This window comes from Chitinophaga hostae, from assembly GCF_018224885.1.
Lineage (GTDB): Bacteria > Bacteroidota > Bacteroidia > Chitinophagales > Chitinophagaceae > Chitinophaga > Chitinophaga hostae.
Genome location: NZ_JAGTXB010000007.1, coordinates 319,434 through 334,761, shown reverse-complemented (window position 1 = coordinate 334,761; position 15,328 = coordinate 319,434). Strand labels below are relative to the sequence as shown.

Here is a 15,328-nt window from a genome sequence, read left to right as displayed (position 1 = left end):
TATGAAACAGATCTTCTTCTTTTGTTGTGTTTTGTTCACTGTTCAACTGGTCAGCGCACAAACCATTATTCATGTGTCTACGGACGGAAACGACCGTTATACGGGCAGTTCAGCCAAACCTCTAAAAACTGTTGCGAAGGCAGTGGAACTGGCTACCAAACGAACCGGGGAACAGGTAACAATATTGCTGCATGGCGGTACCTATTACCTGGAAAAGGAGATCAATATTGCTGCTGCAGGTATGACCTGCAGCAGTCTTGCTATGAGCGCTTATCAACAAGAAAAAGTATTTATCAGCGCCGGCCGCCTTTTATCATTGCAGTGGAAGCCCTGGAAAAACGGGATCTACACCGCCACAGTACCGGCAGGCATTACCTTTGAGCGACTGTTTGTAAACGGCCGCCTGCAGGTACTGGCGCGTTATCCCAATTATGACCCGAATGCCAAAGTCTTTCACGGCACCGCCGCCGATGCGTTACAAGAGGCACGCAAATGGAAGCACCCTGAGAACAGTTATGTGCATGCCTTGCATGCATTCGACTGGGGCGGATTTCACTACCGCATCACCGGCGTTAAAGATACTACGCTGCTGATGGAAGGGGGCTGGCAAAACAACCGCCCCAATGGCATGCATCCGCAATACCGGTTTGTGGAAAATAACCTGGAAGCATTGGATACTGCCGGCGAGTGGTACTTCGATAGCAAAGCCCGGCAGTTATATTATTACCCTTCTGGAGATGTACAACTGCCGCAGGCCCGCGTGGAAGTGGCACACCTGAAAAACAGCATCGTATTGCGCGGATCTGCTGCCGCACCGGTAAAGAATGTAACATTGCGGGGACTGCACTTTATACATAATGAACGCACGTTTATGGACACCCGGGAGCCGCTGCTGCGCAGCGACTGGACCATTTACCGCGGCGGCGCCGTATTGTTCGATGGTACAGAAAACTGCCGGATCAGTGATTGTGAGTTCAGCGGTTTGGGCGGCAACGCCATTATGCTCAGCAACTACAATTACCACGATACCATCAGCGGTTGCTACCTGCACGATATGGGCGCCAGCGCCGTTTGTTTTGTAGGGAACGTGAAGGCGGTACGCTCACCCAATTTCAGGTATGAGGATCATACACCTTATGCACAGCTCGACAAAACACCCGGACCAGCCACCAACAACTACCCGCGGGAATGTGCAGCCATCAACAACCTGATTCATCATGCCGGCGAAATAGAAAAACAGGCCACCGGCGTGGAAATTTCTATCGCATCGGCTATCACCGCCAGTCACAACAGCATCTATAACACTCCCCGCGCCGGTATCAATATCGGCGACGGCTGTTTTGGCGGCCACCTGCTGGAATACAACGATGTATTTAATACCGTGATGGAAACCGGTGACCATGGCGCATTTAATTCGTGGGGGCGTGACCGTTACTGGGCGCCCGACAGAGGCTATATGGATAGTCTCGCTGCCGCCCACCCGGAACTGATATTGCTGGATGCGCAAAAAACAACCGTGATCCGCAACAACCGTTTCCGCTGTGATCATGGCTGGGATATAGACCTGGACGACGGCTCCTCCAATTATCATATTTATAACAACGTATGTTTGAACGGCGGACTGAAACTTCGTGAAGGCTTTGCCCGCGTAGTGGAGAACAATATCATGGTCAACAATTCCTTTCACCCGCATGTATGGTTTAAAAACAGCGGCGATGTTTTTAAACATAACATCGTTACCCGGAAGTATTTCCCGATCCAGGTAAACGATTGGGGCAAAGAAGTGGACTATAACCTGTTCCCCGATGCCACCTCATTGCAGGCCGCACAGCAGAACGGTACCGATGCGCACAGTGTAGCCGGTGATCCGCAGTTCATTCATGCGGCACAGGGCAACTACGAAGTGGCGGCTGCCTCACCGGCTTTCAGCATTGGTTTCAAAAATATTCCCATGGATAGTTTTGGTGTGATGATACCTGCCCTGCGCAAAATTGCGCTGCAACCGGACATCCCCGCGTTTATAAACCAGAGCGGTAATACCAGCAGTGAAGGCAACGGGGTAATTTTGCTGGGAGGTGTGATAAAATCCATCAGCGGCCTGGGCGAGCGCTCTGCCTATGGCCTGGCAGATGAATCCGGGGTATTGGTAGTAGCATCGGGAGAAGAGGGCCTGCTAACATCTTCCGGGATAAAAACAAGAGACGTGATCATTATGGCCGACGGACAAAAAGTGAAAACAGTCACCGACCTGCTGGATATTGTAAAAGGCGCTTCCTGGAAAAGCAGCATCCCATTGGTGATTATGCGCAACCAGCAGCAACAGAAAATTACATTGCGACTGAAATAAATGTGGAGCGCCTTCGGCGCTTGTCTTTGGGCAGGATTAGACTGATTTTGATGATTTAGATGATTTTTTATTTTTTATTTTTTGATTTAATAAGATTAAAAAGATTCGGGAAGATATGAGCGACATTTATCCGCTCATATCTTCCCGAATCTTTCTTAAATCAAAAAAATAAAAAATAAAAAATAGAAAATAAAAAATCATCTAAATCATCAAAATCAGTCTAATCCTGGGCAAGACAATTTGCTACTCCAGCAAATGTTTATCCTTGTCAATACTGCGTATCAGGCTATCCATTTTGCGCGTGAACTTTTCGGCGCCGGGGCCATTCAGGTGATCTCCGTCGTAGAAATCGCTGATGGTGAAGGAGGAGTCCCTGAGAAAGGAATGATACCGGGTATTGCTGTTTTCCTTCACCAGCTCCGCTGCCGTATTCATGGTCAGCGACAGTTGCGCGGTGTCGAGGTGATTGTAGTAGGTGTTATAGGCAGGCGGCGTGTAAAAGAGCACCACCGCATTTTTTTGTTTGGCGATGGAGATGATCTGCTTCAGCATATCTACCTGTTCAGGGTATAATGCGCGGTTTTTGTTGGTATGTTTTTTTGCGCCTTCCAAACCGGTGGCGGCTACATCCTGGTTGGTGGCAAATGGTATTTGCCAGCCGAGGTCGGAGCAGCCAATACTTTGTTTTTTCCGGACGTAGTAGAGGACCAGTCTTTTCAGGTTCAGTTCCAAACTGCCGCAAAGTATTTCGGTGTAGGCCGTGAATTTTTTGGCGCTGTGCAGCTGGAAATAAAGCATGTAATATTTTATCCGCCAGGATTCGCTGGCTTCAGAAAGATTGGTAAATAAGCTGAAGTAGGAGATAGGAAGTACAATATATTTCAGGTGTGTAAGCCGGGTATCAAATTTCTGCAGGATCTGCAGATCATAATCGATGCTCTGGCTGCTGATGGCGGCATTAAAGCTGTTGACCGACATATACGCCGGGTTAATACCAAGGTAAGCATGGGAGCTGCCCAGGAACAGGACCTGGATACTGTCGGCATGTTTCTCCAGGTAGGTTCGCTTATACGTATATTCATTGGGTATACGCCGGAGCAGCACCTCGAAAATCAGTGCCAGTACTACGATCGGTAATATAAAAATGGATATCTTCCTGATTACTTTTTTCATGTCTAAAACTGGAAATAAATGAATTGCTGGTCTGTACCTGCAAAATAAAAAATGCAGAAAACGATGGCATAATACACAGACCACCGGACAAGCCGCGGACGGCTGATTCCCAGGCGGGCAATGGCATATTGCTGTTCTCTTCCCATCCACTCAATGATCATAAAAATAGCGATCAGCGCAAATATTTTTCCGGGCAGTACCTGCGGCACCGTAAACAGTGAGCGGGAAAATATTTTTGAAACATACTGCCAGGCGTGCGCGATATTTTCAGCCCGGAATACAATCCAGGCCAGTGTAGCCAGCGAAAAGGTCAGTATCATATTTACCAGCTCCCTGAAAGTAGGCAGGGTTCTGCCCTGTGCCACAATTTCGAGGTGATGCCTGTTTTTATTAAAGATGATCAGCGGCATAATAAACAGGGCATTCAGCGCACCCCATACAATAAAGGTCCAGTTGGCGCCGTGCCAGAAACCACTCACGAGGAAAATGATAAAGGTATTTCTCACCTTCATCCAGGTACCGCCCTGGCTGCCGCCCAGCGGAATATACAGGTAGTCCCTGAACCAGGAAGAAAGGGAAATATGCCAGCGCCGCCAGAACTCCGCAATATCTCGGGAGAAATACGGGTAGGCAAAGTTTCTCAGCAATTCTATACCAAACAACCTGGCTGTACCCAACGCAATATCAGAGTAGCCTGAAAAGTCGCAATAGATCTGGAAGGTGAAAAATAACGCGCCTATCACCAGCGTGCTGCCGGAGTAATCGGTAGCGTTATTAAAGATCATGTTGGCATAGTAAGCACAGTTATCTGCAATCACTACTTTCTTAAACATGCCCCATAAGATCTGTTTCAAACCATCTACCGCCTGGCTGTAATCAAAAGTGCGCGGCTTTTTGATCTGTGGCAGCAGGTGCGTGGCCCTTTCAATAGGTCCGGCCACCAGCAGGGGAAAGAAGCTAACAAATACGGAATAGGTGACAAAGTCCTTTTCCGGCCTGATCCTGTCTTTATAAATATCAATAACATAGGATAAGCCATGGAAGGTATAAAAGGAGATACCTACCGGTAACACAATATGCAATACCCAGGGACTTGTATGAAACCCTAACAGGGATAAGGCCTGGGAGAATGATTCCGCAAAGAAGTTAAAATATTTGAATACGCCGAGAAATCCCAGGTTGACAATCACACTCAGCCAGAACCAAAATTTTTTCATGCGCGGCCGCTCTGCTTCCGACATTTTGATACCGGTAAAATAATCCAGCAGGGTGGAAAAGATCAGGAGAAAAAGGAAACGATAGTCCCAGCACGCATAAAAGAAATAGCTGGATACCAGCAATAATGTATTCTGAAGTTTCAGGCTTTTATTTGTGACAAACCAGTAAAGTGCCAGCACAATTGGTAAAAATATGGCAAAATTTATCGAGTTAAAAAGCATGAAACAGGTTTAATTTATCTTAATAATTTAAGAAGGCCAATGTCATAGGTATTTTAAAATTCCTTAATAAGGAATTTGTAGGAATCCGCGAAAGTAGGGAAAAAATGAGAGAGAAACAATAACAGCGACCGATTACCAGGGAGAAAAGCGAGTAGGACCGCAGCGTCAAAAATGTTACCTTTGTGCACATTTTTTATAAAGGATATTATGAAGCTGAACGAACTATTACTTGAAAGAAGTGGCAATAAGTGTGAACTATGCCAGGCAGCGGCAACATTGAACGTGTACGAAGTGCCTCCTCAGTCATACGCTGATCAGGATAACTGCATCATGGTTTGTGAACAGTGCCAGCTGCAGATTGAGAAAAAAGCAGAACTGGATAGTAACCACTGGCGTTGTTTAACAGAGAGTATGTGGAGCGAAATCCCTGGCGTACAGATCGTATCCTGGCGTATGCTGAACCGCTTAAAGCAGGAAAGCTGGGCCATGGATAACCTGGATATGATTTATCTGAATGATGAAGCGCTGACCTGGGCTAAAGCTACCGGCGATCATGATAATGACGCCGCTGTGGAACTGCACCGCGACAGCAACGGCGCGGTATTGCAGAACGGCGATACCATTGTGCTCACAAAATCACTGGATGTAAAAGGCACTACCTTAAACGCAAAAATGGGTACCGTGGTAAAAAATATCCGGCTGGTAGAAGATAATACGGAACAGATAGAAGGTAAAATAGAAGGACAGCTGATTGTTATTCTGACGAAATATGTGAGAAAGCAAAACGCGTAAAGCAGAAAGCGTAAAGCGTAAAACAAAAAGCTATTGAGGCGAATAATTAACGAGAAACACTCTACGTTAGTTGTTCGCCTCAATAGCTTTTTGTTTTACGCTTTACGCTTTCTGCTTTACGCCGCCTTATACAATTCTTCTGCTGCCGCCACCGTTCTGGATTCGCGGACTACAAAGAAAGGTTCCAGTACAATCTTAACCCATACAATAGAGCAGAATACTGCTTTTACTGCGTAAGGCTCCACATAGGTTCTGGCAATCCAGTACGGTGTAATCAGATCGGTGGAGGAGAAGGAGGTGAATACCAGCGTAAGCACTGCCAGGATGGTATTTATCCGTGTAGGCGGTTGCGTGAAATACCAGATGGCCACGCCCGTCAGCGCAATGATATAGGTGGGCGATTCTCCCTTGTGATTGAAGATCACCACCCATATGAGGATAGACGCCAGCATACCCAGGTTATACTTCGTTTCCCGGCTGTATAATATTTTGATAAACGGCGCTATAAAAATGGCGGCGGCCGTGAGTATGAATGCCTGTTTGGAGATATCCATGTTAAACCAGGTATGCCACCAGCCCATTACAGACACGCCATAGGACGCGGAGTAATCGTTGGCCAGCAGATGTGCCCAGCTCTTATAGAGGAAGGTAAGTTGCTCAGATGAAATAACCAGCAAAGGCATCAGGGCAATTGCTATTGTCCAGAAAGCCGTATACAGCGCCGCTTTCCAGCGTTCTGGGTACAACAGAAACAACGACATCGCCACCACGCCAAAAATTTTAATATACACGGTAATCACCAGTAGTAATGCTGCCAGCCAAACTTTCTTGTTTTCCATGCAATGCCATGCCAGGATAAAAAATCCCGCAATCAGTACATTGATCTGTGAGCTGGTAAGCGCTATCATCATCTCTATGGCCAGGAACAGCAACAACAGGGTTTGTTTTTCTTTCTTTACCGGCAACGTTCTGATGGCAACAATAAAAACGATCACATTCATCAGGTTCCAGCAAATCAGTGCAGGCACATCCGGCATCCAGGCGAAAGCGCCCATCCACATGGCAAAAGAGGGACTGTACTTATACAGGTCATAGTATTCCGCAGGGTATAACACATACAAGTCCTGGTTATGGATCAGGTGTGCAAACGCATCTTTGAAGATCAGGAAGTTGTTGTACCGCGTCCATTTCTCCATATCCTGCGATGAATACCAGGAATGAAAAGAAATGCCTACCGCCATGAGCAAAAACAGGATATACAGATATTTCGGAGGGATCCTGCTAATAGTGCGACAGATAGCATCCCAGCGGCCTTTCATGGCTAAGCTTTGCATGTTACTCATTTAAGTTGTGACAGTTGTAGTATTAGTTCGCGCTTTCGATTCAGAAGACAAAACTATATAATTTTTTTTTTAATTATGAATTATGAAATTGTTTTAAGAAATTAATAGCAAATAGCGGATGGGCACGCCATTCGGCCCCTACACCCTTTCATAGATAATATCGTGCCATTCAACCGGAAAATTCGTGTATTCATTGCTGTTATTAATGCCGGTTTGCTTGTAACATCCTGTTTGACCGAATATTATCATGTTGTAAATATGCAGGGAATGTAGTGTCCGGTACAAACGAATATTATCATAGTGTTTAAATATGTAATATATTATTTATTTATGAGAACATTATATTTATTTTAAATGTGCGTATGAATATTAAAGAATTTGAAAGATAACCTGCTTGTATACTGCTTTTTTATATCATTCATTAATATTAATAGAAATAATAATATTAATGAATTTTGAAAATAAACAGATTAACATTTGCCGTTAGCCACCGCGGCGCGATCACCGGAGAATTATGTATATTTTGCTGCTTTTGTTTAACGCCCGGACCTGTTTTACCGACGAATTAAAAAGACACACGATCAGCTGATCAGTTTTATAACCTGCCGCTCAATTAACCAATAAAGAATAATCTTCAACATCCACTATGTTAAAACAAGGAAAACATTTGTTGCCGGCTATCGCCCTGTTCCTGGCATGTACTTCATTACAGGCACAGGAAGCGTATAAGATGAAACCCGTAGCGATCCAGTCACGCTGGGCCAAAGAAGTGAGTCCGCAAAATGCATTGCCGGAATATCCGCGACCACAGCTGCAACGTAAAGACTGGCAAAACCTCAATGGGCTGTGGGAATACGCTATTACGCCGGCGGCAGCAAAAACGCCGGTCACATTCGACGGACAGATACTGGTGCCCTATCCGCTGGAATCGGCCCTGTCGGGCGTAAAGAAAAGCCTGCAGCCGGAACAACGCTTATGGTACCGCCGGAAAATTAATATCACCCCGGTCAGCGGCGAAAGAACCCTGCTGCATTTTGGTGCGGTCGACTGGCAAACTACGGTATACCTCAACGATAAGGAAGTGGGCAGCCATACCGGTGGTTACACCGCTTTCACCATCGATATTACCAACGCAATGAAGCCGGGAGAAAATACTCTCCTGCTGAAAGTATATGACCCTTCCGATCGTGGCATAGGTCCGCATGGCAAGCAGGTATTGAATCCTGCGGATATTTATTACACGCCCAGCTCCGGCATCTGGCAAACCGTTTGGCTGGAAAATGTGCCGGCAGATTATATCTCAGGGATTACTGTCACGCCTGATATCGACAAAGGCATGGTGAATATTACCGTAGATGCGCCCCAGGGTTACACAGTAGCAGCCGTGGCTTTTAAAGCAGGCACGGAAGCCGGCAAAGTAAACGGCAACAGCGGCACAAAACTGCAACTGAAAGTGCCGGACGCCGCATGGTGGTCGCCCGCAAGCCCTTTCCTGTACGACCTGTCCGTTACCCTGCTAAAAGGAAACAAAGTCATCGACAAAGTAACCAGCTATTTCGGTATGCGGAAAATATCCATCTCAAAAGATGAAAAAGGAGTGGACCGCATTTTCCTGAATAACAAACCCTATTTTAATCTCGGTACCCTGGACCAGGGCTTCTGGCCCGATGGATTATATACTGCGCCTACGGATGAGGCTTTATCGTTCGATATTAAAGTGATCAAAGCGATGGGCTTTAATACCATCCGCAAGCATATCAAAGTGGAACCCGCCAGGTGGTATTTCTGGGCAGATAAACTGGGCATACTGGTATGGCAGGACATGGTAAGTCCTAATCACAGCTTGCCGGAAGGCGCTAAGGCAGCCTTTGAGCAACAATGCAAAGAAACGCTGGCGCAATTGCGGAATCATCCCAGCATTACCACCTGGGTACTGTTCAACGAAAAATGGGGACAGTTTGATCAGCAACGTTTAACCGAATGGATCAAACGCAGCGATCCTTCCCGGCTGGTCAACGGACATTCCGGTGAATACCTGTATGTAAATGATAAACTGCGCAGTCCCAGCCCCAACGCCTATGTAAGCGCCGATCTCACCGATGTACACAGCTATCCCAACCCCATGAACGCGATCCGCATGGCGGGTAAAGCCCAGGTGCTGGGCGAGTTTGGCGGCATCGGCGTATTTATTCCCGACCACCAGTGGAATATGAGCAGCGCCTGGGGATATATTCTTGAGAAACCCGCCGCCCTGAAATCAAAGTATGCGATCATGAACCAGCACCTGCAGCTCCTGCAACGACAGGGCCTGTCGGCCAGCATTTACACCCAGCCCTTTGATGTGGAAGGAGAGCAGAACGGATTGCTGACCTACGACAGGCAAGTAGTAAAAATTCCATTTAATGAAATCAGGAAAATACATGCACCACTGAATCCTGATATGGGCACCCTGCCGGCTGTTGCCGTACAGGACGCCGATTTGACCGAACCTGCTGCCATCTACAGCGCATTACTCCAGGAGTATATTGACGGTAAAAGAGAACCGGATTTTTTAAGAAAACTGGCGATGATGGCAGTACAGGCAGGTGATAAAGAAGGTGCGGCGATGGCCGGCGATGATTACTTCGCGCTCATGAAACCACCCTATTCAGACGATGATCTGCGTTATGTGATGCAGGTAACCGGCAGCACACACGATACCGGCTTCAGCATCATCCGCAACAACATGGAAGCAATTGATAAAGCCATGGGCGCCAGGCAGGCAGCTGTAAAAATGATGAACCTGATTTACCAGGACCTTATCGCACCGGCAGTTCCGGATGGCGGCGCCAATCCCGACTGGTCAGCGATCTATGCCAATGTACAGGCCTATGGCGCTCCGGGTGACGAAATATTTCTCCGCGCAAAAACTATTTACCTGTTGAATAAACAGGATAAAGCAGGATTCAAACCCGTGGCGAAAGAATACCTGGATAAGTATGGTCAGTTTGTAAAACTGTCTGAAAAAAAGAAGATAGAGGCATTTATGAATTGAGGATAATACAGTAAATAAAAGAGCCGCATCTGTTACAGCTATGCGGCTCTTTTGTGATTGTCCGGAATACAACTAACGTATTACAGCGAGTCTTGTTTTTTCTTGCTTTCTTTGCCGGGATATTAAGTTTGTTATTTACCTAAAGTAGTTGGTTAACCCGTTTATACTACAATAGTATAATAGCATCAAACCTCTTAAACCTATTCAAGTACATCCTTTTTTAAGTAAGCAATCATGAAAAGATTATTAAGTATGCTGGCCATTTTAGCAGCAGTGAATGTTCATGCACAAACGCCGACTAACCTGATCGGTAATACTGGTAACATTGGTATTGGAACAACAGCGCCTATCAGCCGCTTGCAGGTGTTTGATAACAACCGCAATTATTATGTGAACCGGCCAATTGCTGGCCAGACGGGAGATTCACAGGGCGCCAATTATTTATTACTTCACGAAATATATGATTCGACCACTGGCACGCTTATTACAGACCGGCATGTTATGGGAAAAATTACCGGTATCAGAGGGTCTGCCGGAGCCTACAATAGAAAGTTGACGATAGAAGTAAATACATCTTCTGCTTATAATGCCAACCTGGGATCTTTGATCTCTTATAATGAGATGGCAGGGCTGGTGACAGTAGTATTCAATGGCAAAAACTATCTGGCGGTAGAAATTTATAACGGAGCCACACTGAATAATTTTTCATTTACTGGGTATGCCACATCTGAAACATTGCAATTGGTCAAATTAAATGAGATATCAGGGAGAAAATTATTTACGCAAACTAACGTCATCGGCATACCTGGAAGTCTTAGTATTGGCATTCCGGTAGGAGGGGCCAGTTTAGTAGTCGGTGGAGGCCCAACATGGACTACCAATAATTGGACAAAATCCATAAAGCTCTTTAATGGTGCTGCTATGGAATTTGCCGGGAGCACAAGGTCATTTGGAATGGGAACAAGCGGAGGTGCATTCTATTTCTCCCATGCAAACGTAGACGGATCAGGGGCGGCTAATTATTATATGATAGCCGACGGCACTTCCGGTAACATGACAATAGGCGGTACTTATCCGGATCCAAAGTATAAGCTTGCAGTAGAAGGCACGTTTGGCGCGCGGCGCATTAAAGTAGTACAAACAGGCTGGCCTGATTACGTATTTCATAGCAACTATCAATTGCCCTCCCTGCAGGAAGTAGAAGCCTTTGTCACTACCCGCCATCACCTACCCGGTATTCCTTCGGAAAAAGAAGTAACCGAAGAAGGCCTCGACCTCGGCGATTTTGATAAGCAATTACTAAAGAAGGTAGAGGAACTGACCCTGTACATTATCCAGCTAAACAAAAACGTGGATACCTTAAATAAAAAAGTAGCCGAACAACAGGAGGTCATTACACAACTTTCAAAGAAGTAAATCCGACATAAGAAGTAATAAAAGCGGTTGCGACCATGTTGCAACCGCTTTTTATTACTTCCCCGTCCCCAGCCACTGTAAGGCATCCAGTATCAACTTATTCTGCGCTTCATTGGCAAAGGTGGACGACAGTTCTTTATTGGTGTGGTGCTCGTAGTCAATATCATTATGCCCCATATTCAGGTAGATCATCCGGAATTTCTTATTCGTCCATACTACCGGGTAGTAGCCGCTGTGCCATATCTCATATGCCTTGGGGCCGGTGCCCAAGGGGAAACTGCTGGAGTCTATCGACAACAGTATATTGATGTCGGGATTTTTGCGGAGGTCGTTGCTCCAGCGATACCATTCATTGGGTGCTGCTGAAAATGTATCCGGTAATTGTTTGGTGGCGGCATGCTGGTGGTTTTCTACCCTCAATACAGCTGAGGTAGGCCGCCAGGTATTGCTGCCGTAGGAACCGGAGCCCAGGAAGGTATTGTGGTACCAGTCCCAGTTTTGCGGGAAGTCGGAAGGGGTAAGCGCAAATGCCGAGAAATGGAAGCCCATCCAGCCGCCTCCATGCTCCATGTACGCCTGGAAGGCTTTCCGCTGGGCCGGATCATCGGGGCGGGTATCCAGGAATATCACTACCTGGTATTTCGATAAAAAACCGGCGTTCAGGTTTTGCCAGTTGCTGGTACTGTCATAGCTGAAATGATATTGCGCTCCCATTTTGGGAAACCATTTGTTGGCTTCATGTACAAAACTGATATGCGCCTGGTCATTTTTGGCGGTATAGAAGGCAATTACCCTGAATTTGGGTGGTATGTCCTGCGCCCGGGTGAAAACGCTGCCACACATGCTTAAAATAAGCAGGAGGATGCTTTTGTGGAATCTTAGCTTCATAATAAGTAAATGAGGTATTCAGGTATACAAAATAATTCATTTAAGGAGAATATTCTCTTTTTCATAGCAGGTTCCGGGTGATCTCTGTTCGCAGCTGTTATTTGTCGCAAGCACCCCTTTAGAATGTCGCTTATGCACCGTCGATAAGATCGGGGTGGCTGGTATCTTTGTATGGATAAGCAACCTTATTCAAATAAAAAGCACCGTTATGCAAAAGATCACACCATCATTATGGTTCGACAATAACGCAGAAGAAGCCATCAATTTTTATAGTGGTATTTTCAAACAATCGAAAGTACTCGACAAATCTTATTACGGCAAAGGCAGCCCCATGCCTGAAGGCCTGTTGCTCGCTGCCACTTTTGAACTGGCAGGTCAGCAGTTTATGGTGCTGAACGGAGGACCGCAGTTTCCTTTTACGGAAGCAGTGTCCTTTATCGTAAATTGTGAAAACCAGGAAGAAGTGGATTATTACTGGAGCAGGCTCACGGCAGACGGCGGAAAAGAAGTACAGTGCGGTTGGCTGAAAGATAAATACGGCTTATCCTGGCAAATCACGCCTACCAGCCTGCACAAGATGATCTCAGATAAGGATCCCGAAAAATCCGGCAGGGCAATGCAGGCGATGATGAAAATGGTCAAGCTGGATATCGCTGCATTGGAAAAGGCTTATAACGGGGAATAATATTATTGCTTGGAATTGCCTTCAAAATTGATGAGCCAATGCGTACCGAATTTATCTGTAAGACCGCCGAATAACGCGCCCCAGAAGGTGCTTTCCAGCGGGTGTGTGGCGGTACCATTGGCAGAAAGACGGGAATAAAAGGTTCTTGCTTCTTCTTCGGTATTACAATTTAACAGCAGCGAAACGGTATTACCCACAGTAAGACCCGCTTCAGGCACCATATCGGACCCGTTGAGCACCATCGCTCCTTTGGTAAGACTCGAATGCAGAATAAAAGGTTTCATAAAGGAGGGAATATCAACAGACATAGGCGACTCTCCGATAGTTTGAAGGGTTAACTCCCCACCCAGGCATTCCTTATAAAAAGTCATTGCCTCCCGGCAGTTGCCATTAAAAGTAAGGTAGGTGTGGATCATCGTCATCATATGCCGGATTTGCTGGTGAAAAATATACCACAAAAGTCGTAAGGCGCTGGCACAATGATGGGGGGAGATAGCGACAATTCACAGGTAAAATGCGGCATTCATTATTTATTTTTAAGGATATGATACATATCTCCATATTAGTTCCACTCGGACACACCAGCCTGGTGAACATCGAAGGCAGCTACCAGATCCTCTCGGAACTGAATAATTTCCTGGCGGAAAAAGGCAGGGAGCCCATGTTTGAAGTACAACTGGTAGGCCTCGCCCCGGAAGTGAGTCAGCGTAATCGCTTATTCACCATTTCTCCGGAGGTATTGGCCGCAGATGTGAAAAAAACAGACCTGATCATCATTCCTTCGTTGCATGGCGATCAGCAAAAAGCGGCCGCACTGAACCAGGAGTTTATCCCCTGGATTCAGCAACAATACCAGCAGGGCGCCGCTGTGGCCAGTTTGTGCCTGGGCGCATTTTTCCTCGCTGCAACGGGGTTGCTCGAAGGAAAGCCCTGCGCCACCCACTGGAAAATGGCGCCGGCATTCAGGGAAATGTTTCCCGGTGTACATCTCATGGACGATAAGATCATCACCGAAGAAGGCCGCATCTTCACCAGCGGAGGCGCTTATTCCTATCTCAACCTGCTGGTTTACCTGGTAGAGAAATATGCCGGAAGAGATATTGCCATCCTCACCGCTAAAAGTTATGCGATCGATATAGACCGGCAAAGCCAGTCGCCCTTTATTATCTTCGAAGGACAAAAAGCCCACCTCGATGAACCCATCCGCAAAGCGCAGGAATTTATCGAAGCCAGCTACCAGGATAAGATTACGGTGGATCAGCTGTCAGATATGACGGCCATAGGCAGAAGGACCTTTGAACGAAGATTTAAGAAATCGACCGGCAATACCGTGGTGGAATACATACAACGCATCAAAATAGAAGCAGCTAAGAGAGATTTTGAAACCAGCACCAAAAATATAAACGAAGTAATTTATGATGTTGGCTATGTTGACACAAAAGCATTCAGAACTGTTTTCAAGAAAGTAACCGGGCTTACGCCGCTGGAGTACCGGAACAAATACAATAAACAAACCATTAACCTGTAAACTGATAAGTCATGGAAAAGTTAGTATTTAAAGCAACGATTAACGCTCCCCGTCAGAAGGTATGGGAAGTATTGTGGGGTAAGGATACCTATCCTGCCTGGACTGCCGCATTCGCAGAGGGTTCTGCAGTGGAAACCAACTGGGAGGAAGGCAGCCGTGTATTATTTCACGATGGAAGTAATAACGGTATGGTATCTTCTATCGCCAGGAAAATACCGGGTGAGTACATGTCGTTCAAACACCTGGGCGAGATCAAAAATGGGGTGGAAGACCTCACCAGCGATGCCGTAAAAGCCTGGGCGGGCTCCATGGAAAACTATACGCTGAAAGACGACAACGGGAAAACCTCCCTGCTCGTGGAAATGGAGTCAGATGAAACATTCAAGGAATTTTTCGAGAAAACATGGCCGGTAGCCCTCGACAAATTAAAAGCACTCTCGGAAAAGTGATTACAGCTTTTAGCCATTAGCTTTTAGCTTTTAGTAAAAATGCAGCGGGTTTTGTCTTGCTCAGGATTAGACTGATTTTAGGATTTTCAGGATTTTTTTCTTTTGATTCTTAAAGATTGGCGGAGATATAAGCGGATATCTGCTTTTATCCCTTTTATCTTTCATAATCATAAAATATATAAGTAAAAATCCTGAAAATCCTAAAATCAGTCTAATCCTGAGCAAGACAAAACC

12 protein-coding genes are annotated in these 15,328 nt (G+C 46.1%); 7 read left to right on the top strand and 5 right to left on the bottom strand.

Features of this window, described 5'->3' with window-relative positions; translation table 11 throughout:
- Position 1: 1 nt before the first annotated feature.
- Positions 2 to 2,347, top strand: a complete 2,346-nt coding sequence (locus tag KE626_RS17030; RefSeq protein ID WP_211974122.1) for a PDZ domain-containing protein — start codon at positions 2 to 4, stop codon at positions 2,345 to 2,347.
- Positions 2,348 to 2,590: 243 nt separating this feature from the next.
- Here KE626_RS17030 and KE626_RS17025 read toward each other — a convergent pair whose 3' ends face one another.
- Both KE626_RS17025 and KE626_RS17020 read right to left on the bottom strand, forming a co-directional pair.
- Entirely contained in the window at positions 2,591 to 3,520 is a 930-nt protein-coding gene (locus KE626_RS17025; RefSeq protein ID WP_211974121.1) for a DUF1574 family protein, read from the bottom strand.
- A 2-nt stretch (positions 3,521 to 3,522) separates the two neighbouring features.
- Positions 3,523 to 4,959: an MBOAT family O-acyltransferase gene (locus KE626_RS17020; RefSeq protein ID WP_211974120.1), complete on the bottom strand. Its 1,437-nt coding sequence runs from the start codon at positions 4,957 to 4,959 to the stop codon at positions 3,523 to 3,525.
- A gap of 207 nt (positions 4,960 to 5,166) precedes the next feature.
- Here KE626_RS17020 and KE626_RS17015 point away from each other — a divergent pair, with 207 nt between their 5' ends.
- Positions 5,167 to 5,751: a PhnA domain-containing protein gene (locus tag KE626_RS17015; RefSeq protein ID WP_211974119.1), complete on the top strand. Its 585-nt coding sequence runs from the start codon at positions 5,167 to 5,169 to the stop codon at positions 5,749 to 5,751.
- Between the two features lie 116 nt (positions 5,752 to 5,867).
- On the opposite strand, the gene KE626_RS17010 is transcribed toward KE626_RS17015, so the two are convergent.
- Positions 5,868 to 7,085, bottom strand: a complete 1,218-nt coding sequence (locus KE626_RS17010) for a glycosyltransferase family 87 protein (protein ID WP_211974118.1) — start codon at positions 7,083 to 7,085, stop codon at positions 5,868 to 5,870.
- Positions 7,086 to 7,740: 655 nt separating this feature from the next.
- On the opposite strand from KE626_RS17010, the gene KE626_RS17005 reads away from it, so the two are divergent.
- Together KE626_RS17005 and KE626_RS17000 are read left to right on the top strand one after the other, a co-directional pair.
- On the top strand, positions 7,741 to 10,128 hold the full coding sequence (locus tag KE626_RS17005) for a glycoside hydrolase family 2 protein (protein ID WP_249207518.1): 2,388 nt from the start codon (positions 7,741 to 7,743) through the stop codon (positions 10,126 to 10,128).
- A gap of 234 nt (positions 10,129 to 10,362) precedes the next feature.
- Positions 10,363 to 11,544 (top strand): hypothetical protein, encoded by a 1,182-nt coding sequence (locus tag KE626_RS17000; protein ID WP_211974117.1) that lies wholly within the window; start codon positions 10,363 to 10,365, stop codon positions 11,542 to 11,544.
- Between the two features lie 54 nt (positions 11,545 to 11,598).
- Here KE626_RS17000 and KE626_RS16995 read toward each other — a convergent pair whose 3' ends face one another.
- Positions 11,599 to 12,432: a ThuA domain-containing protein gene (locus tag KE626_RS16995; protein WP_211974116.1), complete on the bottom strand. Its 834-nt coding sequence runs from the start codon at positions 12,430 to 12,432 to the stop codon at positions 11,599 to 11,601.
- Between the two features lie 208 nt (positions 12,433 to 12,640).
- On the opposite strand from KE626_RS16995, the gene KE626_RS16990 reads away from it, so the two are divergent.
- Positions 12,641 to 13,117: a VOC family protein gene (locus tag KE626_RS16990; RefSeq protein WP_211974115.1), complete on the top strand. Its 477-nt coding sequence runs from the start codon at positions 12,641 to 12,643 to the stop codon at positions 13,115 to 13,117.
- Between the two features lie 2 nt (positions 13,118 to 13,119).
- On the opposite strand, the gene KE626_RS16985 is transcribed toward KE626_RS16990, so the two are convergent.
- Entirely contained in the window at positions 13,120 to 13,542 is a 423-nt protein-coding gene (locus tag KE626_RS16985) for a VOC family protein (protein WP_249207517.1), read from the bottom strand.
- 119 nt (positions 13,543 to 13,661) lie between these two features.
- Here KE626_RS16985 and KE626_RS16980 point away from each other — a divergent pair, with 119 nt between their 5' ends.
- Positions 13,662 to 14,645, top strand: coding sequence for a GlxA family transcriptional regulator (locus KE626_RS16980; protein WP_211974114.1), 984 nt, complete (start codon positions 13,662 to 13,664; stop codon positions 14,643 to 14,645).
- A gap of 11 nt (positions 14,646 to 14,656) precedes the next feature.
- Positions 14,657 to 15,094, top strand: a complete 438-nt coding sequence (locus tag KE626_RS16975; protein WP_211974113.1) for an SRPBCC family protein — start codon at positions 14,657 to 14,659, stop codon at positions 15,092 to 15,094.
- The last annotated feature ends 234 nt before the right edge of the window (positions 15,095 to 15,328 follow it).

Coding starts and splice junctions, on each gene's coding strand:
- KE626_RS17030 (WP_211974122.1), top strand. CDS start 2: ATGAAACAGATCTTCTTCTTTTGTTGTGTTTTGTTCACTGTTCAACTG.
- KE626_RS17025 (WP_211974121.1), bottom strand. CDS start 3,520: ATGAAAAAAGTAATCAGGAAGATATCCATTTTTATATTACCGATCGTA.
- KE626_RS17020 (WP_211974120.1), bottom strand. CDS start 4,959: ATGCTTTTTAACTCGATAAATTTTGCCATATTTTTACCAATTGTGCTG.
- KE626_RS17015 (WP_211974119.1), top strand. CDS start 5,167: ATGAAGCTGAACGAACTATTACTTGAAAGAAGTGGCAATAAGTGTGAA.
- KE626_RS17010 (WP_211974118.1), bottom strand. CDS start 7,085: ATGCAAAGCTTAGCCATGAAAGGCCGCTGGGATGCTATCTGTCGCACT.
- KE626_RS17005 (WP_249207518.1), top strand. CDS start 7,741: ATGTTAAAACAAGGAAAACATTTGTTGCCGGCTATCGCCCTGTTCCTG.
- KE626_RS17000 (WP_211974117.1), top strand. CDS start 10,363: ATGAAAAGATTATTAAGTATGCTGGCCATTTTAGCAGCAGTGAATGTT.
- KE626_RS16995 (WP_211974116.1), bottom strand. CDS start 12,432: ATGAAGCTAAGATTCCACAAAAGCATCCTCCTGCTTATTTTAAGCATG.
- KE626_RS16990 (WP_211974115.1), top strand. CDS start 12,641: ATGCAAAAGATCACACCATCATTATGGTTCGACAATAACGCAGAAGAA.
- KE626_RS16985 (WP_249207517.1), bottom strand. CDS start 13,542: ATGATGACGATGATCCACACCTACCTTACTTTTAATGGCAACTGCCGG.
- KE626_RS16980 (WP_211974114.1), top strand. CDS start 13,662: ATGATACATATCTCCATATTAGTTCCACTCGGACACACCAGCCTGGTG.
- KE626_RS16975 (WP_211974113.1), top strand. CDS start 14,657: ATGGAAAAGTTAGTATTTAAAGCAACGATTAACGCTCCCCGTCAGAAG.